The following is a 23,655-nucleotide window of genomic DNA, read 5'->3' as shown; positions in this document are numbered from 1 at the left end:
TCAGTTATAAAAAGCCCCGCTTCCAAGCGGGGCTTTTTTGTGCACTGTTGTTCATTAAGTGACACTAAATTCTTATTAAAGTTGCATTTTTCATTAGACGAAAAGATTAAAAACTATACACAATAATTACTATCGTTTTCCCAAATACCTACTAAGCTGAAATTACGGGGTTCCGTATTTAAGGGGTATTCATGGGTATTTTTGAACACTATCAAAGTCGCTATGAAGAGCGAAAACAGGAAGAGTTCACCATTGGGGAGTTCCTTGAAATTTGTAAAGAGGATCAAACCGCTTATGCAAATGCAGCAGAACGTTTGCTACAAGCTATTGGTGAGCCTGAATTAATCGACACTGCCAACGACCCGGCACTTAGCCGCATTTTCTCAAACCGCGTTATTTCTCGTTATCCAGCTTTTTCAGAATTCTATGGCATGGAAGAGGCCATAGAACAAATCGTTTCTTACCTTAAACACGCCGCACAAGGTCTTGAAGAGAAGAAACAAATTCTCTATTTGCTCGGCCCAGTGGGTGGCGGTAAATCGTCTCTGGCAGAGAGACTTAAAGAACTGATGCAGCACGTACCTATTTACATGCTGAAAGGCTCGCCTGTTAACGACCATCCATTCTGTCTGTTTGATGTCAAAGAAGATGGCGACATTTTACAAAAAGAGTACGGCATTCCTAAGCGCTACTTAAAAACCATCATGTCGCCGTGGGCACGCAAACGCCTGCATGAATTCAATGGCGATATTACCCAGTTTAAGGTGGTTCGCGTTTATCCGTCAGTGCTCGACCAGGTGGGTATCGCTAAAACCGAACCCGGTGACGAAAACAACCAAGATATTTCATCTTTGGTGGGTAAAGTTGATATTCGCCGCTTAGAACAATACGCACAAAACGACCCTGATGCTTACAGTTATTCAGGTTCACTATGTAAGGCCAATCAAGGCTTAATGGAATTTGTGGAGATGTTCAAAGCACCGATTAAGGTGCTGCATCCACTATTAACCGCAACTCAAGAGGGTAACTACAACCCAACAGAGGGCTTCTCTGCCCTTCCCTTCGATGGACTTATACTTGCGCACTCAAATGAGTCTGAGTGGCAATCGTTTAGAAACAATAAGAATAACGAAGCCTTCCTAGACCGTGTCTATATTGTAAAAGTACCGTACTGTTTGCGAGTACGTGAAGAAATTAAGATCTACAAAAAGTTACTAGACAGCAGCGAGCTTAACGGCGCGCCCTGTGCGCCAGACACGCTAGAGTGTTTAGCGCAGTTTACTGTGTTATCGCGCTTGAAAGAGCCAGAGAACTCCAGTCTATTTTCTAAAATGCGCGTGTATGATGGCGAGAGCCTAAAAGACACCGACCCGAAAGCCAAGTCTTATCAAGAGTACCGCGACTACGCCGGTGTCGATGAAGGCATGGAAGGGTTATCCACCCGCTTTGCATTTAAGATTCTCTCCAGGGTTTTTAACTTCGATCATCAAGAAGTGGCGGCAAACCCAGTCCATTTGTTTTATGTACTGGAGCGTCAAATTGAACGGGAGCAGTTCCCTCAAGAAACCGCTGATAAGTATTTGGAGTTTTTGAAAGGCTACCTCATTCCTCGCTACGTGGAATTCATTGGTAAAGAGATTCAAACGGCTTACTTAGAATCGTATTCTGAATATGGGCAAAACCTGTTTGACCGCTATGTAACCTATGCTGATTTCTGGATCCAAGACCAAGAGTATCGCGACCCAGAAACCGGACAGCTGTTCGACAGAGCGTCACTGAATGCTGAGCTAGAAAAAACAGAGAAGCCTGCAGGAATAAGTAATCCGAAAGACTTCCGTAACGAAATCGTTAACTTTGTTTTGAGAGCCCGTGCAAATAACGGCGGCAAAAACCCAGCATGGACCAGTTACGAGAAACTTCGCACCGTGATTGAGAAGAAAATGTTCTCTAACACGGAAGACTTACTGCCGGTTATTTCTTTTAACACCAAAGGCTCTGCAGAGGAGCAGAAAAAACACGACGACTTTGTAAATCGTATGACCGAGAAGGGATATACGCAAAAACAAGTTCGGTTGCTGTGTGAATGGTACCTGCGCGTACGTAAAGCGTCTTAGCGCTAAACGCATGTGGTGCTGAAGCGCGTGTAATGCGTGCTTCAGCACGGGTATTTGTAGTTCACAACAAGACAAGCAGGTGTGTATGGCGCATTTTATTGACCGAAGGTTAAACAGCAAAGGTAAGAGTACGGTAAACCGCCAGCGCTTTATTAAGCGTTACAAACAGCAGATAAAGCGCGCTGTTTCTGATGCAGTGGGTAAACGTTCTGTTACCGATTTAGATTCTGGCGAGCAAATTAGCATTCCAGCCAGAGATATCTCTGAACCTATTTTTCATACCGGCCGCGGCGGCAGTAGAGATATTGTCCACCCCGGCAACGACCAATTCACAGCGGGTGATAAAATTGATAGGCCGCCAGGCGGCGGTGGCAAGGGCGCAGGCGAAGGCGACGCTAGCAATGAAGGCGAAGGCCAAGATGAGTTCGTATTTTCTATATCCAAAGACGAATATTTAGACCTACTTTTTGAAGATTTAGCGCTTCCCAACTTAAAGAAAAATCAATTTGATAAAGTCACCCAATACGAAACCTATCGCGCAGGTTATCAGACCGATGGCGTGCCAAGTAATTTAGATATCGTTCGCTCGCTTAAAGGCTCTGTGGCAAGGCGTATCGCCCTAAGCGGAAGTGATAGAAAGAAACTAAGAGAACTTGAAGAAAAACTTGCCCTGCTTGTAGAAGACAAGCACGACAATACGTTAGCCATAAATGCATTAAAAGAAGAAATTGAAGCACTTAAAGCCAAAATAGCCCGAGTGCCTTTTATTGATACTTTCGATTTGCGCTTTAAGAACTATGACAAACGCCCGCTTCCCTCAAGCAAAGCCGTAATGTTTTGTTTAATGGATGTATCTGGCTCTATGGACCAAGCCACCAAAGATATGGCTAAACGGTTTTATATCTTGCTGTATCTCTTTTTAACGCGAACCTACGAAAACGTAGACGTGGTGTACATTCGTCATCACACGCAAGCGAAAGAAGTAGACGAGCACGAGTTTTTCTACTCTCAAGAAACCGGCGGCACTATTGTTTCAAGTGCATTGAAGCTAATGGATGAAGTCGTTCGCGAGCGCTACAGCGATGGAAATTGGAATATCTATGCAGCACAAGCGTCAGATGGCGATAATTGGGCTGATGACTCGCCGCAGTGTCGTGACTTGCTTACCGCTAAACTGCTACCCGCAACCCGTTACTATGCCTATATTGAAATAACCGAGAGGCAGCACCAAAGTTTGTGGCGAGAATACGAGAAAGTGGCCGCCACTCACGACAACTTTGTATGTAAGCACATACAAACACAGGCCGACATCTATCCTGTGTTCAGAGAGCTATTCAAACGCTCTGAACAAGATGCGCAGCAAGGAGCCTAATATGACAACCGACGCTATGGCAAAAGAAAACAGCAAGCCTGAAACATCAAAACGCCACTTATTAAGCGATGGGCCCGACTGGACGTTTCCACTTATCGAAGAGTATGAGCAACACATCGACCGCATCGCCAAAAAATTTAAGTTAGACACCTATCCCAATCAAATTGAGGTGATCACCGCAGAGCAGATGATGGATGCTTACGCCAGCATCGGCATGCCGCTTAACTACACGCACTGGAGCTTTGGCAAAAAGTTTATTCAAACTGAGCAACAATACCGTCGTGGACAAATGGGGCTGGCTTACGAAATCGTCATTAACTCTGACCCCTGCATTGCGTATTTAATGGAAGAGAACACCATTACCATGCAAGCGCTGGTGATGGCTCACGCATGCTACGGTCACAACTCATTCTTCAAAGGCAACTACTTATTTAAAACCTGGACCGATGCCAGCTCTATCATCGACTACCTAGTATTTGCTAAAAACTACATTGCTAAATGCGAACAAAAATATGGATTTGATGAAGTCGAAAATATGCTCGACTCGTGCCACGCGTTAATGAATTACGGCGTTGACAGATACAAACGCCCGCAGAAAATTTCGTTACAAGAAGAGAAAAACAGACAAGAAGAGCGCGAGGCCTATCTGCAATCGCAAGTGAACGAGCTTTGGCGCACCCTGCCAAATAGCCCGCATAGCAAACACAAAGAAAAAATTCGTTTTCCACAAGAACCGCAAGAAAACCTGCTTTATTTTATTGAAAAAAACGCACCTTTACTTGAACCTTGGCAACGTGAAATTGTGCGTATTGTTCGGAAAGTTTCGCAGTATTTTTATCCGCAGAAGCAGACTCAAGTAATGAATGAAGGATGGGCCTGTTTTTGGCACTATCACATTCTAAATGAGATGTATGACGAGGGTTTGGTCAGCGACCGCTTCATGATGGAGTTTTTGCACAGTCATTCAAGCGTCGTTATGCAGCCAGAGTACAACAGCCCTTATTACTCTGGCATCAATCCGTATGCGTTAGGCTTTTCCATGTTCATGGATATTAAACGGGTGTGTCAGTCTCCCACTGAAGAAGACTATAAATATCTTCCAAGTATTGCGGGAAAAGACTGGCTTGAGACCGTGCATTTCGCCATGGAAAATTTTAAAGACGAAAGTTTTATCAGTCAGTTTTTATCGCCTAAAGTTATTCGCGACTTTAAGTTATTCACCCTTGAAGATGACACCACCAAGCCCTTTATTGCGGTAAGCGCTATTCATGACGAAATGGGTTATCAAATTATTAAAGAGAAGCTGTCTGCGCAATACAATTTGAGTAATTTAGAACCCAACATTCAGGTACATAACGTTGATGTGAGGGGCGATCGTTCGCTTACTCTTCGCTATATTCCTCAGCGAGGAATTCCGCTAGGCGATTCAAAAGATGAAGTTATGCGCCACCTGCACCGTCTGTGGAAATTTGATGTACGTTTAGAGCAAGACAATGGTGATGATGGTATTGACGTGATATCAGAGTGTAAACGTGCACCGCAGGCGTAAGCCTGCGGTCAGCCATCAGAACAAGATTTTAAGCCGCCTTTGCACTTTCCATTTCTTTTCTGGAACACAGTAACAATGACAGTGCGCCTATTGCTGCAAAAACGGCTGCGGTAACGAACGTCTCATAGGCGTTAGTGCCTTGCTGCCACTGCTGCCCTGCCATGTAGTTTCCAAATGCGCCACCTAATCCAAACGCTATACTGATGTATACCGCTTGCCCTCGGCTTTGATACGCCTTCGGCAGGAACTGATGGATAAAATGCACCGATACTGCATGCGTTAAACCAAAGCTTAACGCATGAATAAGCTGACTCAACACAATCACCATAAAGTTATCAGCGAATGCCGCCATGACATACCAGCGAAGCCCTGTCAGTGCGATGCTCACAAACAATAAATTCCACACGCCAAACTGGCTAATTAGACGGCGGGCAATAAGAAATATCCCCACCTCGGCGAGTACCCCAAGCGCGATAAAGATGCCAGTTTGTTGGCCGCTGTAATCAAGGTCGCGCATGTAAAGTGCGAAAAAATCCGTAATACGCACCAAAGCTAATTTGCAAGCACGCTGAAGCGAATATAAAGATGGCGAAAGGTTTTTGTTTGGCGTATTTCCAAATACTTCCCGCCGTAGACGATTCAGGTGCAGCTTCATTCGGCGCGCGTATAAACAAGGTACTTATAAACAAGAGCGCAAGTACGCCAATACTGGCGTGCACAGGGGTATCGGTAGAAAAAATATCTAGGGCTTTGCCCACCCCTACTGTCAAACAAATGAAGCCAACACTCCCCCATAGCCTTATTTGCCCATAGGTAGCCTTGGTTTTCGCCACTGTATTCATGGTAATAACTTCAAGCTGAGGCAATACTGCTGTCCAGAACATCATCATTAATCCGAAAGCCAGCGTAAGTCCCCAAAAACTGGTGAAGTAAAATACCGAACTGAAAGACAGTACGGTAAGCAAGCAGCCTAAACGCATTACGCCAATGGCATTACCCGTTTTATCGGCCACGCCAGCCCACAGGCCTGGCCCTAAAATACGCGCTAGCGTTATAACAGCAAAAAGTTCACCGATTTCGGCAGAAGAAAATCCCCGCCCATCAAGGAAGATACCTAAATAAGGCACAAGCACGCCAAGCTGACCGAAGTAAAGCCAGTAGGTGATAGCAAGAATAAAGAGGCCGGTTTTGCTGCTTGCTGGACTCGCCGCAGTATTGTTGGCATCGTTTAGGCCATTTGGTGACAATTCACATCTCCATATGCAAAAACGCCACTAGCGCAGAACCGGCAGTGGCGAATGATAAAATTAATTAGCGCAACATGCGCTCATGCTGCGTGTATTTTTAATCCGCGTTAACGTCGCAGTCTTGGCATTGCGGTCTTGCGATGTAAAAGACTGCTATGCCTGACCCGCAATTGGTTTCGTGGTCGATTGCACACCGGCATTTTGCGCGCGGTGGCGTAGCAGATGATCCATCAATACCAGTGCCAGCATGGCTTCAGCAATAGGTACAGCACGGATACCCACACACGGGTCGTGGCGACCTTTGGTGACGATATCAATTTCTTCATTGTCTTTATTGATAGTTTTACCCGGCACCGAAATACTCGAGGTGGGCTTAAGTGCCATGTGCACTTCAATATCTTGGCCGGTAGAGATGCCGCCGAGCACGCCACCTGCATGATTAGAGGTAAAGCCGTCAGGAGTCAATGTATCGCGGTGTTCACTGCCTTTTTGGTTGATTACATCAAAACCGTCACCAATTTCTACGCCCTTTACAGCATTAATACCCATCATGGCGTGGGCAATTTCAGCATCTAGCCTATCAAAAACCGGCTCGCCAAGGCCTACAGGCACGTTCTTCGCTACCACCGATACTTTTGCGCCAATGCTGTCACCAGATTTTTTAAGGTCACGCATGTACTCGTCCAGCGCATCTAACTTAGACTCATCTGGGCAGAAGAACGGGTTAGTGTTGGTTACGCTGTGATCAACCTTATCTACTTTTACCGGCCCAAGCTGAGACAAATAGCCCAATACCTCAATACCGTGCACTTCTTTAAGGTACTTTTTCGCAATACCACCTGCGGCTACGCGAATAGCCGTTTCGCGTGCAGACGAACGCCCACCACCGCGGTAGTCACGGCTTCCGTACTTTTGATCGTAGGTATAGTCAGCGTGGCCTGGACGAAAGCGGTCCTTGATATTGCCGTAATCTTGGCTTCGCTGATCTTTATTTTTAATCAATAAACCAATACTGGTGCCAGTAGTTTTACCTTCGAATACGCCAGATAAAATTTGTACTTCATCGTCTTCTCTTCGCGCCGTAGTATAACGAGATGTGCCGGGCTTACGTCTGTCTAAATCAACCTGAAGATCTTCTTCAGTGATCTCAAGTCCTGGAGGGCAACCGTCTACTACACCGCCAATTGCAATGCCGTGGCTTTCACCAAACGTGGTTACAGTGAAAAGTTTTCCGAAGCTGTTACCTGACATAATTAACTATTAATCCTTACTACTAAAATACTGTACTAGTGTGTCTTTGCGCACGGCGAAAATACCTGAACCACCGTTATCGAATTCAAGCCAAATCACTTCTAACCCGGGGAACCTTTCGCTCATGTGCACTTCGCTATTTCCAACTTCAACGAATAACCAGCCACCGTCATTAAGGTAAGTTGGCGCCTCTTTAAGCATGATATCAACCAGTTCCAGACCGTCTTCACCTGCGGCAAGGGCAAGCTCAGGCTCGTGGTGATACTCTTCAGGCAAGTCAGCCATGTCCTCTGCGTCAACATAAGGCGGATTAGACACGATAAGGTCGTATTTCTGCCCTTCTAAACTTGAAAACAGGTCAGACTGAATGGGATAAACACGGTGACTAAGACCATGCTCCTGAATATTAATATCGGCCACTTCCAATGCATCTGTGCTGATATCTACGGCATCTACCTGCGCCTCTGGGTATGCATGAGCAAGCGCAATAGCAATACACGCACCGCCCGTGCACATATCAAGAATACTGTTAGGCGTCGATTCTACAAATGGCGCAAACTCTTTTTGAATAAGTTCAGCAAATGGAGACCGAGGAATGAGCACTCGCTCGTCTACGTAGAACGGCATACCGCAGAACCAAGCTTCGTTTGTGATATAAGGCAATGGCATGCGAGTTTGCACGCGCTTTAAAACAAGCTCTGCAATCTTCTCTCGCTCGCTTTTCGTTAAGCGAGACGTCATTACGCTGTCCCCAACTTGCTCTAATATAGGATGAGGCAAATGTAAGGCTTGCATAACTAGGCTTGTCGCTTCATCCCATGCATTGTCAGTACCATGACCAAAATACAAAGCCGCATCGTTAAAACGGCTGGTTGCCCATCGTGTCATATCTAACAGGGTATGCAGATCTTCAATGGCTTCTTCAAGGTAAAACTTATCGGTCATGGCGTTTGGGTACATCAAAAATTTCAAAGCTGGTATCATACCCAAACTTCATACCGATTCACATAATTAACTACGTACCGAATCTTTCTATTCGTTATAATTTAGGCGTTTTGAATCGTTAAACTCGAGTGTATTTACCCAAGCTGTTGTTGATGAAAACCTTTAAAAAAGAACTCAAAGCATTAAAGAAGCAACTTTCTGAACCTCATCGCCATAACAGTCAGGCGAGACAGGAAGGCGCCCGTAATGGAAATATGTCTACGAATACCGAGGAAGAGACCTTTTCATTTGCCGATGCAATGCAGGGAGTGACGCCTTTATCACAAGATAAAGTTGAGCCTGATAAGCAAGTTGAGTTATTTAAGAAGTCGCAGCAGGTAAAAGGTAAACACCTAAAACACAGTAAGCAATTAGCGGCAAGCTTCGACTTTTCTGATATGTACCAAGCAGCGTTGCCGCAAGAAGGGCCCATGCGCTTTTGCCAAGAAGGTGAGTCTACGCATATTTTGAAGCAGCTGCGCCGTGGCGACTACTCGCCAGAAATGACTTTAGATTTACATGGCCTTACCCGAGAGATGGCAAAAGCCGAGCTTGCCGCACTTATTCACACGGCAAGAAAAGAACTGATAGATTGCGTGTGTGTAATGCATGGTTTTGGTCAGGGCGTGCTAAAAGCCGCCCTGCCCCATTACTTAGTTCAGCACCCACACGTACGTGCATTTCATCAAGCGCCCCTCGAATACGGTGGACAAGCAGCACTATTGGTACTCATCGACATACCGCTTCAAAACAACAAGCGTTAATTTGCACCTGGACAGCCATACATGGTGACTTATTTGTCTTCATCTGCACTGTTGTGCATAAACAAATAAGTGTAATACATCATCATCGCTACAATAATGCCTATACCGAGTAGTGAGCCCCATACTACGGGGTCTTTCATCATAGTCCACAACATAAGTAATCTCCTCTTCAACTAAGTAAATAGTAGAAGAGGCGTTAGATAGAGGATGTGATCCAGATCAAATTCGATTTCTAGTCGTTAGCTGTCGGCCTAATTATTTGATCCAGGTCAACATACAGTTAATACCAATCCCCATATTTGTCGCGCCAACACAATTGGGGCTTTGCCATACTTAGTTGTAACGATTGAATATGTTCAGGTTACCCTCATAACCAAGCAACGCCTCCGCATTACGGCACAGCTGCTCCATCGACTCACTAACTTGTATATCAAAATTGGGGGGTGTTGCTCGAAGACTGTGTTGAAAGATTTTGGCGTTTACATGGTTCGCAAGCAAAAGAAAACCCAAACATCCATACGTTCTCAGAAAGGGAAGCCGTGAGCAAAGTTGAGATGCGGCAGTATGTGTAATCGTTAAACTTTTGTCGGGAATAGATAGAATTACCCACTTATCAAGTTTCTGACCCTCTCTTGCGATATTCCTAAACCATCCGTCGACAACGCTATCGTCGTATACATTGCTTGGTATATCAAATAGCACATTGTTGACGTTGAAAAAACGGTATTGATGCTGACTACCTACCATGGCTACCTCCTGTTATGCCTTCATTCAATTGGTAGAGTGGAGCACTGAGCAAAGATCAGTTTAGACATGGCGAGTTCGCCTAGTGAGGACTGTTATGGCTATCGTCTGGCATTATTGAACTGATTAACATTGTGGGCCTGCAGACAAGCAAGTACTTTTTCACTCAACCACAGTGTTGCCTGAGCAGTGTCGTCAAAGTATTCGAATGCTAGTGTTGAAGATTCATAAACACGAGACCAAAACTTCTTTTGCATTGCCACACCTTCTGGTTCATGAAGCACCACTGCCGTGGCAATTAGCCCCAATGCTACGGCTTTACTAACAATTTCTTGACCAGCGTTAGTAGCCTCCATGGGCGCAAGTGCCAGACCATGCACATTTACTAAGCTTCCCCAACACGGTGTATCAATATTCTTTCTTTGTGCGCCAACCACACGCTCATACTTTTGCATGAACTCAAGATTAAACGGACCTACTAAGTCTATATGCAGAATATTTTGCTCTGCTTGAAAATGAGCGTGAACCTCTCCATGCGCACTAAACTTGTCTATATCCATACGTTCCTCCACTTGAAAAGTATAGAACAAGATCAGGGCCAGATAAATTTGTTGCATATTTAGGGATAGAATTAATTTACAAAAAAGGTATTGCAAATCATTCTCATTTACACTATCTTGTAAATGCCTGTTCGACGTTGGGTAAAAAACGGTCTTGGCTTAGCGTCGCTGAGGGATAGACGCCCGTCTATCCCTCAATTTTTTTCTTCAATATATTTTTCTACTTATTTTAATCAACGTTCATAGACGCATAAAAAAAGCGACTATCACGTCGCTTTTTCTCGCTTCTTTAATTTAGCTAAACAGCTTCATAAACCAACCTTTTTGGAGATCTTCCTCACAGGTTTTAAGTTGCGTAGCATAGCGCAGCGAGCGCGCTTTAACTTTTGACGCCACTTTCTTTAGCCACGGCTTTCTATCATAGCTTCTGCGTTTGTACCCGCCCCATCCTTCGTGATAGTTAAGGTATTGCGCGTAGGCGTCCCATTTAGAAATACCGTTCACTTTTTGCGACTTGTAAATAAACCATCCCATAAAGTCGATAGCGTCCTCGAAATCATCACGATCCGCACCACTGTTATCTGTTTCTCTCATATAGTCAGACCAGGTAGGTGTTTTCGCTTGTGAATAGCCATAAGCCGAACTAACACGCCCCCAGGGAATAAGCCCGAAGAAAACGTAATCACGCGGTGGAAGCGCATCGTGGCGGAAGGAACTTTCTTGATACATCATGGCCATTGGAACATGTATAGGCACACCCCATTTATCGCGGGCATCAGCAGCTGCATCATACCAATCGTCCTTTTCGTAGAATATTTCGCACAAATTACTGATGTCTTTAGGAGGCGTAGTTGCACACCCAGCGATAAACAGCGGAAAAAGAACGATGAGAGTTGATAAAAAAACAACCAATTTTTTGAACTTTTGGTTCATAGCTTGTCTTAACTAATGTTCTAGTAAAATGTGTGTTTCCCTGGAACCCTTCGATGCCTGACCTATGTCAGGCATTTTTTTTTGCTGGGGCCTCAGCGAAATAATCACGAATAAATGTATCAAAGTCTTTAACATCAGCAGCTTCTATTTCTTTTTGAGCAGCAAACGACACGTCAGCTTGGGCAGCAAAACCAGCAGCATCCGTATCCGTGTATTCAAAAGACTTCATCTCAGCTTGATAAGCTTGTGCCAGTTCTAAGCCCAACACGCCATTATCTTTGTCACTTTCTAGCAAAGTAGCAAGTAGTTTACCTGACGGTGTTAGCGCCGGATCCGCCACTTTTTCAGCCTCGACGTTCACCGCTTGTGTATAACGCGACGTATCATTGGCTAAATCGAGTAATTCGGCAGCTTGCTCGAAGGACTTAAACAGCGAGGCACACCATTTAGGTAGTGAAATATTTTCTCCGCCATTTTGCAGGAGCAAATCAGGGTTTCGCCCTTCTAACACCACTTTATTCATATTCTCTTTAGCTTCTTTAAGCTGCGCTTCGTCAAGTTCTGCACTTGGCATTAGTAAGCACGCCACTAAGAAAACATCTAAGAAATCGAATTGCGTCTGTGAAATACCAATTGCCGAAAATGGATTTACATCTAGAGCGCGCACTTCAATGTAGCTGATACCGCGTCTAACCAAAGCGTCTGTTGGCTTTTCCATTGACTGAGTGGGCTGCTTAGGGCGTATAGGCGAGTACAGTTCATTTTCAATTTGAATGATGTTGCGACTTAACTGTTGATAATTGCCCTCTTCGCCTGCAGCAAACTGGCTGAACCGGGATGACGGCGTATTCATCGCATCGCGCAGCAAGGTGACATAGTTGTCTAGCTTGTTGTAACAAATCTTAAGCGACGATTGCTCTGCACTTGTGTAGCCTAAATCACTCATGCGAAGTGATGTCGCGTATGGCATGTATACCGTGCCCTTACCTACCTTTTTAAAAGGTAACGCATGCTGCTTTCCTTTTAAAAACGATCCACATAATGCAGGGGATGCACCGTACAAATAAGGAATAAGCCAACACAACCTGCGGTAGTTGCGGATAAGCCCAAAATAATCGGCTGAAGTCTGCTCTTGAGAATGTTCTTTTCCGTTCAGTTCAGCCCATAGCTTCCAAAACGTTTCGGGAAGAGAAAAGTTGAAATGCACGCCGGCAATTGCCTGCATCATACTGCCATAGCGGTTTTTAAGACCAATGCGATATACACGCTTCATCTTGCCCACATTTGACTCACCAAAATAGGCGATGGGAATGTGCGCTTCATCATCTATAAAGCATGGCATACTTAGCGGCCATATTTGCTCTTCACCAATATTATCAATAACGAATTTATGGATATCTTTTAACTGAGAAATCGTTTTGGCAGCACTGTTTTCTGGCGGCGTAATGAATTCAAGCAACGATTCAGAAAAGTCTGTGGTGATTGAATCATGGGTTAGCGCAGATCCCAGCGGTTTAGGATGGGGTGTTTGTGCCAACGTACCGTTCGGGTTTATACGAAGGGCTTCGCGCTCAACGCCGCGCTTAATATCTTTTAGCGCAGCGAGAAATTCGGGTGACTTAAGCGCAGCAATGCGCGCTTCAAAACGGGATGAGTCTACAGTCAAAATGGTGGTCCGTTATGTCAATATAGCCCCCTGTTATGGGGGGCAATAATGTAAATTCAACAAAAATCAATCTATCAGTTTAACGTTTCTCGGGTGTTACTCTCTACTGATAACTCGATAATTGGCATCGATAGCGCGTTTAACTGAGGCAAAATTTTAGCTTTATCGCCTACTACAATAATTTGCATCTTATCAAGATTCAAATATTGCTTTGCCAAGGTATCCATCGTTTTCTTATCAATATTGTTGATAATAGCAAGCTGCTCTTCACGATAGCCTTTATCAAGACCATAGCTAAGCAATTGCCTTAAAAAGCGCGCTTTACTGGTAGGTGTTTCAAATTCAAGTGCGTCACTTAACGTAAAGGCATTGCGCATGAACGCAATTTCTTCCTCGGTTACACCTTCAATGCGGTAGCGATTAATCTCTTTTAAAATTTCAGCGATACCTTCACCTGTGTTAGCAGCAGTGAGGTCGGTACTTGCTTCAAACCAGCCAAGGGTTTTGCCACCAACGAAACCACTATTTGCTCCATAGGTGTAGCCTTTATCTTCTCGAAGGTTCAGATTTATGCGGCTATTAAATGCTCCCCCTAATGGGAAGTTCATAAGGCGAGACTTAAAGTGATCGCCTGTCGCATCAAAAGGTAAACTTCTATCAACAATAAATACTACCGACTGAACCGCTTCTGGGCTATCCACTAGGAAAATTTGGTTTTCTTCGTACTTGGGAAAGTCGCTGTAATCAGCAAATTCATAGGTATTCCCCTTCCACTGACCAATAAAGTCTAGTGTATTCACCATGTCTTTTTTCGGTAAGTTACCAACAACGACGATACTCGCTTTATCTGGCGAATAGTAATTGGCATAAAACGTTTTAACATCTTCCAACGTGATATTCTGCACAGTTTGCAGCGTGCCTTCATCCGGCAGGCTCACGCGGTTATCTTCACCAAAAAGAACGAGGTCACGCGCGCGGCGAGCTAAGCTAGACGGCGTTTTCGCTTGTTGCTGCAAGCCTTGTACAACACGCTCTTTCATGCGGTCGAAATCTTCTTGAGTGAACGCAGGGTTGAACAGCTTTTCTTTTAACAGCGCTAGGGTTTCATCTAAATGCTTGGTTAAAGTAGACACGTAAACTTGTGAGTATCTACCTGCAGTACTAAATCGGATAGCGCTACCCAGTTTTGCAAGTTCGCTGGCTAATTCTTCGTTGCTGTAATGCTTTGTAGTTTCATTCATAAGTAACGCGGTTAAGTAGGCCGTACCCGCTTTCCCCTCAGGGTCTAGCAACATGCCGCCATCCATACCTAATGTAAGCGTTACCGTTGGCGTTTCGGTACTGGTTACGCCAAGTATTTCAATGCCGTTAGCAAGTTCAGACTCCCAATAATCAGGAACTTCCACAACCGGTGCCTCACCGGCTTTCGGCATTACGCTTCTATCAAAGCTAGGGGCGGTATTGGTAGATAGGGCACTGGAAAAGGCTTCGTCATCAGACACATCTACCGTATCGATTTCAATATTTCTCACCGGACGTTCAAAGGTCTGCTTAGCCGCAGCGAGCTGAACCTTCCCTTTTGGCACCACGCTTAACACAACGCTGTTGGCGTCTTTAATGTATTTATTGTAAACACGCATAACGTCTTCAGCAGTTACGGCGTTGTAGCGCGCAATATCTTCGGCAATCAAATCTGGCGTTTGGTAAAAGGTTTCGTTAGCGGCGAGGGCTGACACTTTTCCAGACACACTTTGTAAGCCAAATACCGTACGCGCTTCAATTTGTCCTTTTGTACGCGCCAAATCATCTGCCGTGACACCACGTGTCTCAAACTCTTTTAGGGTTTCATTCAGTACGTTCTGAAGAGTAGAAAGTGAGGTAATTTTTGCAGGGTTAGCCAAAGCGAGTAGCTGAAATTCACAGGCAAGTTCGCGGCAAGGGTGAGACACCACGGCTTGCACCGCCATACCTTCTTTCACTAGGTTTTTGTAAAACAGTGAGGTTTTTCCACCGCCTAAAATATCGGCCAACACGTCCAGTGGCGCTTCGTCTTCATGGCGACCATACACTGTAGGGTAAGTTATTTGCAGAAGCGGAAGATGAACTTTATCTTCTAACGTTACATAACGGGTTTCGTCTAGCGTTACTGGCTGAGGCTCAGGCTCTTCTACTTTCGGTCCTGTTGGGATTTCCCCAAAGTACTTGTTCACCCACGCTTTGGTTTTGGCTACGTCGATATCGCCACCAATAGTTAGGACCGCATTGTTCGGGCCATACCAGCGCTTAAAAAAGGCTTTTAGGTCATTGACGTCAACCCGGTCTAAATCTTCTACATAGCCGATAGTCATCCATGAGTATGGATGCCCTTCAGGATATAGCGCTTCACCATTAAGCTCGAAACGCAATCCATAGGGCTGATTGTCCACTCGTTGCGCACGCTCGTTTTTAACCGTTTCTCTTTGGTTTTCAAACTTAGTTTGATCTACGGCCTCTAAAAGATAGCCCATTCTGTCAGATTCTAGCCAAAGGACTTTCTCCAATTGGTTAGCCGGTACGGTTTCAAAATAGTTAGTGCGATCGGTATTGGTTGTGCCGTTTAAGTTACCGCCCGATTCTGTAATAACCTTAAAATGCTGCTCATCGGCAACGTGTTTTGAGCCTTGAAACATCATGTGCTCAAAAAAGTGAGCAAAACCCGATTTACCTACCTCTTCTCGCGCAGAGCCAACGTGATAGGTAACGTCAACATGAACCAGTGGATCAGAATGGTCTTCGTGGAGAATGACGGTAAGTCCGTTTTCTAATGTGTACTTTTCGTAAGGAATAGACACGGTGTTCGACGAATCAGCTACTGTGCTTAGTTGGTTATTCGTCTTCTCTTCCTGTACGTGCTGACACGCTGTTACTGCAATGACGCCTATGGTCATAACGAAGGTACGTAGGGTCAGTTTTCCTGACATGATGATTCCTTTTAAATTACTACACATTCTTCACTCTGCCTTTTCACTCTATATTCACTGAGTGGTACTTGGCTTATTGGGTGAAAACAGAGGTTGCTATCTCTATAGCGCAAGCGAATTTTCGAAGACTACCAGACTTTTTAGCGCTTTACTTGCTTCGACTTTGCTATGATTGTATTAATTTGTGTATTTCTGAAATACACTTACACTTCATAGTCTTTTGTAAAATAGGCTTTAGCCAGTTGAATTCGCTAAGTGGTACGAATGAACTGACAAACGGTTTCCATTTGGAATAGAAATAGCCCAATAGAAGTTGCGAAATAAAAAGGATAGTTGCATGGATCAGTCAACAACAGTAGTCGATATTGATTTTGGAATGTCACAGCTAAGTGGAAACAAAAAACTGTTGTTCACCCTACTTGGTAAGTTTACAGACGAATACCGTTCTCTTGATGCTGACTTGCAGGCGCATGTTGCTAAGGGCGATTTTAATGAGGCTTACTCTCTTGTTCACACACTAAAAGGCGTGACAGGAAACCTAGGGCTTTTTGCTTTGCACAATGCGAGCAAGCCTGTAGAAAGCGGCTTTAGAAACGACAAACGCGTTGCTGAACAATACCCTGCTTTTATCGCAGTACTTGATGAAACCATTGCTGCGGTTGATGCGTTGATCAAAGAGCCAGAAGTCACAGCTTCTGCCCCGGCACCGGCGAATGGAGCAGCAGCTGAGCAAGCGCGAAAACAGTTAATGACAGCGCTGAAAGCGAGCGAGTTTATCGCCCAGGACAAACTGGATGAATGGCTAGATGCCCTTGCCCTACCACAAGAAAAGCGCTCGGCTATTATCGATGCGGTAGACGAACTTGACTATGAAGAAGCCATTTCAGAGTTAGAAAATAGCTAGTGCAGCCGATCCCCGTTCTCTTTGAAAATAAAGACCTCATTATTGTTAACAAGCCTATTGGCATTGCTATGCACGATGCCACTAATGAGGCAGATGTTAGAGAAAATATTGCCGAAAACGGCGAACCAGAAAAAATAGACGGCATTGTCACCCGATTAAAAAAGCAGTTAGCCGTAACAGAACTGCATCTATGCCACCGCTTAGATACGGGCACGTCGGGCTGCTTGTGTCTTGCTAAAAATGCAGCTGTAGCCGGAGAAATTGGCGAGCTTTTCTCATCACGACGTGTGAGCAAATACTACTTGGCGCTAAGTGATCACAAGCCTAAAAAGAAACAAGGCATGATAATGGGCGATATGAAAAATCGTCGAGGCGGCCAGCGGATTTTGCTAAAAACCACAGAAAACCCGGCTATCACTCAGTTTTTCAGTAGCGCGGCTAAGCCCGGTACCCGAGGCTTTATCGTAAAGCCTCACTCGGGGAAAACCCATCAAATTCGTGTGGCGCTTAAAAGCATTGGCGCACCTATTTTGGGTGATACACTTTATGGGGGTGAGACATCAGACAGGCTGTATCTTCATGCATGGCATTTGCGCCTACCTTTGTCTTCTGGTGAATTAGCGGTTACTGCACCTTTCGATACAGGTGAAGTCATAAACGAAGCCGATGTGCAGACTTGGTACAATGGGCTTAATGCGCCTGAGACTTATCCATGGCCTTCCCTGCCCGCACGCTTTTTGCCGGCGTGCTAGGGGAAAACGCGAACGGCCTAATAGGTGCTAACCTAATAGGTGCTAATAGTCATAAGAAAATAGAAGCTACTTTGAATGTTTAATAGGTGCTAATGGGTAAACTACATATAGTTGGCGGCGGTGCCATAGGAAGCCTCATTGCTGCAAGCGCCCAGAAAAATGGCGTGCCGTATGACTGCTACCCCAGAGACATGAAAACCATGCCCTCTTGCGCACACTGGCAAAACGGCCAAACCACTGCGCTAAAACCTGCGAAGCCTTCACCTGTCGTGTTACCTAAAAGTGATGTGCTGATATTCCCCCTTAAAGTATATCAACTTAAAGCCGCCCTATTTCAATGGCTTCCCTATCTTACACAACAACCTACCGTTGTGCTACTTCACAACGGTATGGGCGGGCTTGAGGTCGCAAGAGATTTACTTGGCGGCGATTATCCTTTGCTTCTTGCTACAACCAGTCATGGCGCGTTAAAGGTAAGTACATCAAGTGGTTTTCATGTTAAGTATACTGGCGTTGGCGCAACGCAAATTGGAGCGCCTAATGTAGATAAGCCATCACCTCAAACATTGGCCGCCCTCTCACAAATAGCGCCACAGCTAGCCAGCGCAATTGCGACGTTAGATAACGCACTTCCGCCGGTGCAATACCAAAATAATATTCTAAGAGCATTGTGGACGAAGCTTTCCGTTAATGCCGTGATTAACCCACTAACGGCGCTTCACAATATCCAAAATAAGCACATTGCTAAGCCTGAATTTGAACAAAGCCGTATTTCAATTTGCAATGAGTTCACACAGGTAGCGGATGCTTACGGGCTAGATTTTGATGCACTGTCAGTTCATGAAAATGTGCTGTCTGTCGCCAAGGCGACCGGAGAAAACTACTCAAGTATGCATCAGGATGTTGCTCACGGTAGACAAACAGAAATAGACGCCATCAACGGTTACATTGTAGATATGGCAACAAAAAAGGGTATTCCCGTTCCCGAGAATACCCTTTTAGTAGAGCGTGTTAAGGCGCTGAAGCTTTAACGGCGCCGAACACCTAAATCACGCTATTTAAGGATTAAGATTATTCTTGTTCACCCGCTTCTTGCGCGTCTTTTGGCGCCTGAGGCTTCATGTGTGGGAACAAGATAACATCTTTAATGGTAGAGCTATCAGTAAATAGCATAGCTAGACGGTCAATACCGATACCTTCACCCGCCGTTGGCGGCAAGCCATATTCAAGGGCGCGGATGTAGTCATCGTCAAAGTGCATGGCTTCATCGTCGCCAGCGTCTTTCTCTTCAACCTGCTTTGCAAAACGTTCCGCCTGATCTTCTGGGTCGTTAAGCTCGCTAAAGCCATTCGCTAATTCACGTCCACCTACAAAGAACTCGAAGCGGTCTGTAATGAATGGGTTGTTGTCGTTACGGCGCGCAAGCGGCGATACTTCCCACGGATATTCTGTAATAAACGTAGGTTGGATAAGCTTCTCTTCCGCGGTTGCTTCGAAGATTTCGCAAAGGTACTTACCCGCACCCCAAATGCCATCAACTTCAGGCTCTTTAATGTGAAGCTGTTTTGCCATTGCTTTAAGCGCGTCAAGGTTCGCCTCTGGGTCGCGAATAGCTTCTTCGTTAGCTTCTGGCCAGTACTTAAGAATAGCTTCGCCCATGCTTAAGCGGTCAAACGGCTTACCAAAATCGTATTCAACTTCAGACGTTACGTTACCTTCAGCGTCTTTAGTTGTGTTTTTGATAATGCTTGTACCAAGAATATCTTCTGCCAGCGTGCGCAGCATATCTTCGGTAAGGTTCATCAGGTCGTTGTAGTCTGCATACGCTTGGTAGAACTCAAGCATAGTAAACTCTGGGTTGTGACGAGTTGATAAGCCTTCGTTACGGAAGTTACGGTTAATTTCGAACACACGCTCAAAACCACCAACCACTAGGCGCTTAAGGTAAAGCTCTGGTGCAATACGCAGGTACATATCGATGTCTAACGCATTGTGGTGAGTCACAAATGGCTTCGCCGTCGCGCCGCCAGGAATAACCTGAAGCATCGGTGTTTCTACTTCAAGGTAGTCACGCTCGGTAAGATAATTGCGAATACCGTTTACGATCTTGCTACGGATCATGAACGTTTTGCGCGTTTGTTCACTTGTGATCAAATCAACGTAGCGCTGACGATATTTCGTTTCCTGGTCACTCAAACCGTGGAATTTTTCTGGCAATGGACGAAGTGCTTTGGTTAGCAACTCGTATTGCTCCATGTTCACGTAAAGGTCGCCTTTACCTGACTTATGCAGGTCACCCGCCACGCCAATAATGTCGCCAATATCTAGTGCGCCATATTTTGCTTTAAGGGCTTTTTGCGTGTCTTTATCTGCGTATGCCTGAATGCGGCCAGTCATATCTTGAAGCAACATGAAAGGACCACGCTTTGCCATAATACGGCCAGCGATGCTTACTTTGTTACCCTGCTCTTGTAGCGTTTCTTTGTCGAATTCACCGAACTTAGCTTGAAGCTCATCCGCATAGTTTTCGCGACGGAAGCTGTTTGGGAAACCGTTTGCACGGCACTGCTCGCGAATAGCGCTTAGCTTAGCACGGCGCTCTGCAATCAATTTGTTATCGTCTGTTTGTTGGTCAGTCATAACCTTTCACTTCGTTGTTCGGTTTACAGCCCAGATTTCAGGCTGGCTTCAATAAATTTGTCCAAGTCGCCATCCAGCACGGCTTGAGTGTTACGTGTTTCCACGCCAGTGCGCAAATCTTTAATGCGGGAATCGTCCAAAACGTAAGAGCGTATTTGGCTTCCCCAGCCGATATCAGACTTGCTGTCTTCCATCGCTTGTTTTTCGGCGTTTTGTTTTTGCAGTTCAAACTCATAAAGTTTGGCTTTTAACTGCTTCATCGCCTGATCTTTGTTTTTGTGCTGCGAGCGGTCGTTCTGACACTGCACCACAATGCCCGTAGGTTCATGGGTAATACGTACCGCTGAATCTGTTCTGTTTACGTGCTGGCCACCCGCGCCCGATGCGCGATAGGTGTCTATACGTAAATCAGACGGGTTGATTTCGATATCGATGTCGTCGTCAATTTCAGGATATACAAACGCAGATGAAAACGACGTATGACGGCGGTTGCCCGAGTCAAACGGCGATTTACGTACTAAGCGGTGTACGCCTGTTTCTGTGCGTAGCCAGCCAAACGCATATTCGCCCTGAACGCGCAGCGTAGCACTTTTAATGCCCGCGACTTCACCTTCCGACACTTCAATAAGTTCCGTTTTGAAACCGTGCGCTTCGCCCCAACGCAAATACATGCGCAGCAGCATATTGGCCCAATCTTGTGCTTCTGTACCACCAGAGCCCGACTGAATATCAATATAGCAGTCGTTTTCGTCGTTAGGGCCAGAAAACATGCGGCGAAACTCAAGCACTTCTAGCTGCTCAATTAAGCCTTCAAGCTCACTTTGGGCCTCAACGAAGGTATCTTCATCTTCGGCTTCAACGGCCAATTCAACGAGACCTTCAACGTCTTCAGTTCCCTGATCGAGCTTGTGGATCGTCTCTACGATTTGCTCCAAGGCCACTTTTTCTTTGCCAAGGGCCTGCGCTCTGTCTGGCTCGTTCCAAACGTCAGGACTTTCTAACTCTCGGCTAACTTCTTCTAAACGCTCTGACTTTGCATCAAAGTCAAAGATACCCCCTAAGCGCTTCAGTGCGCTCGCGGATATCTTTTATCGCATTCATAACGGGGTTTATTTCAAACATAGTCCGCTTATTTCGTTAAAAATTTAAGACCGCGGATAGTACCGAATTTGAAGGAATTTTGATAGGGGTTGGCGCAAATATTGCGACACTGAGCTTGTGCTAATTTTCGTATGGATTTTAAGCACCTTCGTTGAAGCGAGTATTTTCACCGTTCAATGGCGCGCACATACTGTTGGGTAGGCTGTCTTAGCCCATACAAATAGAGTAAATGTTTTTAAAGGCAGCCTACAGCTGCACTAGTTTGGAGCATTATTGCTTAGTGTCGCGTGCGTTTAGAGTGCGAATTGTTTGGAAAATCTTTTAGGAAAAGTATGTCGTTCAATAATTTGTCTTATGCCGTTATCGGCGTACTTCTCGGTCTTTTTGTATTGGCCTTGGGCCAACTCGTCGATTGCCAGAACCTTGCGGGGGCAACGATGGCGTTGCAGTGCCCCAACGGCACGCCCATTTCTAAATTGTGGCTTGCCACGTCAATGTTAATAGCGGGAAGCGGAATTTTCACTTGGCTATATCGCAATCGTAAATATTAACCGTAAAGTGCAGAAATGACTCGGTGAGTATCAACGGTGTTAACATATCACTGCGTATAACTGTTACGTAATGAGTCTAACTGCTGACTGACGAAAGTAAGATTTAGAACGAACAACATGTTTTAAGTGCTGTTCGTTCTGGTAAAAAAGAGCCATGCTCATTTTTAATGGATTGCCCCTTTTTCCTGAGCAAAGTGTTTTTTACACACCCGCTGGAATTTCCGGCTATTTAGCAAAAGAATAATCTGTGTAGCCCTTCTGACCACCGCCAAATAACGTATCGGGGTTGTGCTCATTCAGGGGTACATTATTCGCTAGTCTGTAGGGTAAATCTGGGTTCGCCACGAAAGGTCGACCAAAACCAATCATATCTGCCCACCCTTCAGTTAGAGCTTGTTCGGCACGCTCTGTGTCGTACTTTCCGGCATAAATGAGCAGACCGCTATAGGCTTCACGAATAGCCATCTTGAATGATATTGGCATTTGCGGCGCATCATCCCAGTCGGCTTCGGCAATATGCATATAGCCAATCTTGAAACTATTAAGCATGGAAGCAATCGCAAGATATGTCTCTTCGGGATTGTCGTCGACTGTCCCGTTTAATGTTGTTAGGGGCGCCAAACGTACACCTACTTTATCAGCGCCAATTTCCTCAGACACAGCCTGCACCACTTCTTTCAAGAAACGAATACGGTTCTGTACACTTCCGCCGTATTCATCAGTTCTTGTATTACTTTGAGAATCGATAAACTGGTTAAGCAAGTAACCATTAGCCGAATGCAACTCAATGCCATCAAATCCGGCATCTACGGCATTGCGCGCCGCAACGCGATACTCTTCTACCACGGCTTTTATATCTTCAATGCTCATTTCTCGGGGCATGACCGACTCAACAAAGCCAGGGTTGCCGCCTTCATCAACAAATACTTTTACGCCTTTTGCTTGAATCGCCGATGCGCTAATAGGCTGCTTCCCCTCTGTATTTGAAGGATGGGATACGCGACCCACATGCCAAAGTTGCGCAAACATCACACCACCCGCTTCATGGACTTTATCTGTTACCAACTTCCAGCCATCGATTTGCGCCTTGGTATAAATCCCCGGCGTCCACGCATAACCCTTACCGAGTGCCGAAATTTGTGTGCCTTCACTCACAATAAGCCCTGCACTTGCGCGCTGAGCGTAATATTCAGCCATAAGGGTGTTGGGCACATCTCCCGGCTGCGTTGAGCGGGAGCGGGTCATTGGCGGCATAACAACCCGATTGTTCAGCGTTTTTCCAGCCAGCGATAGGGTTTCAAATAGTTTCATAATACAGTCCTTTAAACTTTATTCTTGCAATTTACACGTTTGGATAACGGTAGATATAAGGCCCTAAAGCTGGGTTAGAACCCGCATTTTTAACAAAGCACTTTTGCATTTTTCACAAAAGTACCGGTGTATTTCGACGACGTTATCCCAAATTTCATGCATCTCCTCTTGACGCAGAAAAAATTAAGCTTACACTTGTGCGCTGAGTTAGCGTACAAGTGTAAGCTAAAATATTTTCATCCTTTTTGTATT

At 45.3% G+C, this 23,655-nt stretch carries 19 protein-coding genes and 1 pseudogene; 8 read left to right on the top strand and 12 right to left on the bottom strand.

Annotated elements, in window-relative coordinates; translation table 11 throughout:
* Nucleotides 1-191 precede the first annotated feature (191 nt).
* The 3 genes from KUL49_RS16865 (at nt 192) to KUL49_RS16855 (ending at nt 5,035) form a co-directional block, all read left to right on the top strand.
* On the top strand, nt 192-2,114 hold the full coding sequence (locus tag KUL49_RS16865) for a PrkA family serine protein kinase (protein WP_014975982.1): 1,923 nt from the start codon (nt 192-194) through the stop codon (nt 2,112-2,114).
* A gap of 85 nt (nt 2,115-2,199) precedes the next feature.
* Nucleotides 2,200-3,486, top strand: a complete 1,287-nt coding sequence (locus tag KUL49_RS16860) for a YeaH/YhbH family protein (RefSeq protein WP_069943940.1) — start codon at nt 2,200-2,202, stop codon at nt 3,484-3,486.
* A gap of 1 nt (nt 3,487) precedes the next feature.
* The gene (locus KUL49_RS16855; RefSeq protein WP_101563810.1) at nt 3,488-5,035 is read left to right on the top strand and encodes a SpoVR family protein; all 1,548 of its coding nucleotides are present in this window, start codon (nt 3,488-3,490) and stop codon (nt 5,033-5,035) included.
* Between the two features lie 28 nt (nt 5,036-5,063).
* Here KUL49_RS16855 and KUL49_RS16850 read toward each other — a convergent pair.
* From KUL49_RS16850 to prmB, 3 genes and pseudogenes are all read right to left on the bottom strand, one after another.
* Nucleotides 5,064-6,282, bottom strand: a pseudogene (locus KUL49_RS16850) (MFS transporter).
* 153 nt (nt 6,283-6,435) lie between these two features.
* The gene (gene aroC / locus KUL49_RS16845; protein WP_131138033.1) at nt 6,436-7,533 is read right to left on the bottom strand and encodes a chorismate synthase; all 1,098 of its coding nucleotides are present in this window, start codon (nt 7,531-7,533) and stop codon (nt 6,436-6,438) included.
* A 9-nt stretch (nt 7,534-7,542) separates the two neighbouring features.
* On the bottom strand, nt 7,543-8,478 hold the full coding sequence (prmB, locus tag KUL49_RS16840; protein ID WP_039226525.1) for a 50S ribosomal protein L3 N(5)-glutamine methyltransferase: 936 nt from the start codon (nt 8,476-8,478) through the stop codon (nt 7,543-7,545).
* 152 nt (nt 8,479-8,630) lie between these two features.
* Between prmB and smrB the strand changes: the two genes are divergently transcribed.
* Nucleotides 8,631-9,281 (top strand): endonuclease SmrB, encoded by a 651-nt coding sequence (smrB, locus tag KUL49_RS16835; RefSeq protein WP_069943938.1) that lies wholly within the window; start codon nt 8,631-8,633, stop codon nt 9,279-9,281.
* Between the two features lie 29 nt (nt 9,282-9,310).
* On the opposite strand, the gene KUL49_RS21300 is transcribed toward smrB, so the two are convergent.
* From KUL49_RS21300 to KUL49_RS16810, 6 genes are all read right to left on the bottom strand, one after another.
* On the bottom strand, nt 9,311-9,436 hold the full coding sequence (locus KUL49_RS21300) for a hypothetical protein (RefSeq protein WP_012517787.1): 126 nt from the start codon (nt 9,434-9,436) through the stop codon (nt 9,311-9,313).
* 178 nt (nt 9,437-9,614) lie between these two features.
* On the bottom strand, nt 9,615-10,028 hold the full coding sequence (locus KUL49_RS16830) for a hypothetical protein (RefSeq protein ID WP_014948756.1): 414 nt from the start codon (nt 10,026-10,028) through the stop codon (nt 9,615-9,617).
* Nucleotides 10,029-10,126: 98 nt separating this feature from the next.
* Nucleotides 10,127-10,585, bottom strand: coding sequence for a hypothetical protein (locus KUL49_RS16825; protein WP_014948755.1), 459 nt, complete (start codon nt 10,583-10,585; stop codon nt 10,127-10,129).
* Between the two features lie 294 nt (nt 10,586-10,879).
* Complete coding sequence (locus tag KUL49_RS16820; RefSeq protein ID WP_014948754.1) at nt 10,880-11,518, bottom strand: hypothetical protein; 639 nt, start codon at nt 11,516-11,518, stop codon at nt 10,880-10,882.
* 67 nt (nt 11,519-11,585) lie between these two features.
* Complete coding sequence (gene gshA, locus KUL49_RS16815) at nt 11,586-13,184, bottom strand: glutamate--cysteine ligase (RefSeq protein ID WP_131138032.1); 1,599 nt, start codon at nt 13,182-13,184, stop codon at nt 11,586-11,588.
* 74 nt (nt 13,185-13,258) lie between these two features.
* A complete protein-coding gene (locus KUL49_RS16810; RefSeq protein WP_131138031.1) occupies nt 13,259-16,144 on the bottom strand; it encodes a pitrilysin family protein in 2,886 nt (961 codons plus the stop codon).
* A gap of 337 nt (nt 16,145-16,481) precedes the next feature.
* On the opposite strand from KUL49_RS16810, the gene KUL49_RS16805 reads away from it, so the two are divergent.
* From KUL49_RS16805 to KUL49_RS16795, 3 genes are all read left to right on the top strand, one after another.
* The gene (locus tag KUL49_RS16805) at nt 16,482-17,048 is read left to right on the top strand and encodes an Hpt domain-containing protein (protein WP_014948751.1); all 567 of its coding nucleotides are present in this window, start codon (nt 16,482-16,484) and stop codon (nt 17,046-17,048) included.
* A complete protein-coding gene (locus tag KUL49_RS16800) occupies nt 17,048-17,800 on the top strand; it encodes a pseudouridine synthase (protein WP_131138030.1) in 753 nt (250 codons plus the stop codon). Before KUL49_RS16805 ends, KUL49_RS16800 begins: the two co-directional genes overlap by 1 nt.
* A gap of 92 nt (nt 17,801-17,892) precedes the next feature.
* A complete protein-coding gene (locus tag KUL49_RS16795; protein WP_131138029.1) occupies nt 17,893-18,831 on the top strand; it encodes a ketopantoate reductase family protein in 939 nt (312 codons plus the stop codon).
* Nucleotides 18,832-18,871: 40 nt separating this feature from the next.
* Here the strand turns inward: KUL49_RS16795 and lysS are convergent, their stop codons facing one another.
* Together lysS and prfB are read right to left on the bottom strand one after the other, a co-directional pair.
* Entirely contained in the window at nt 18,872-20,440 is a 1,569-nt protein-coding gene (lysS, locus tag KUL49_RS16790; RefSeq protein WP_014948748.1) for a lysine--tRNA ligase, read from the bottom strand.
* A 23-nt stretch (nt 20,441-20,463) separates the two neighbouring features.
* Nucleotides 20,464-21,562, bottom strand: a protein-coding gene (gene prfB, locus KUL49_RS16785) for a peptide chain release factor 2 (protein WP_101563798.1) whose coding sequence is annotated in 2 segments (ribosomal slippage) — nt 20,464-21,486 and nt 21,488-21,562 — 1,098 coding nt in all. Because the reading frame shifts where the segments join, the coding sequence is not laid out codon by codon here.
* Nucleotides 21,563-21,873: 311 nt separating this feature from the next.
* Here prfB and KUL49_RS16780 point away from each other — a divergent pair.
* Nucleotides 21,874-22,092 (top strand): hypothetical protein, encoded by a 219-nt coding sequence (locus KUL49_RS16780; RefSeq protein WP_014948746.1) that lies wholly within the window; start codon nt 21,874-21,876, stop codon nt 22,090-22,092.
* Between the two features lie 225 nt (nt 22,093-22,317).
* On the opposite strand, the gene KUL49_RS16775 is transcribed toward KUL49_RS16780, so the two are convergent.
* Nucleotides 22,318-23,403: an alkene reductase gene (locus KUL49_RS16775; protein WP_014975972.1), complete on the bottom strand. Its 1,086-nt coding sequence runs from the start codon at nt 23,401-23,403 to the stop codon at nt 22,318-22,320.
* Between the last annotated feature and the right edge of the window lie 252 nt (nt 23,404-23,655).

Source organism: Alteromonas sp. KUL17 (assembly GCF_006538305.1).
Lineage (GTDB): Bacteria > Pseudomonadota > Gammaproteobacteria > Enterobacterales > Alteromonadaceae > Alteromonas > Alteromonas macleodii.
The sequence above is the reverse complement of the archived record's forward strand: the minus strand, read 5'-3'. Positions and strand labels throughout refer to the sequence as shown.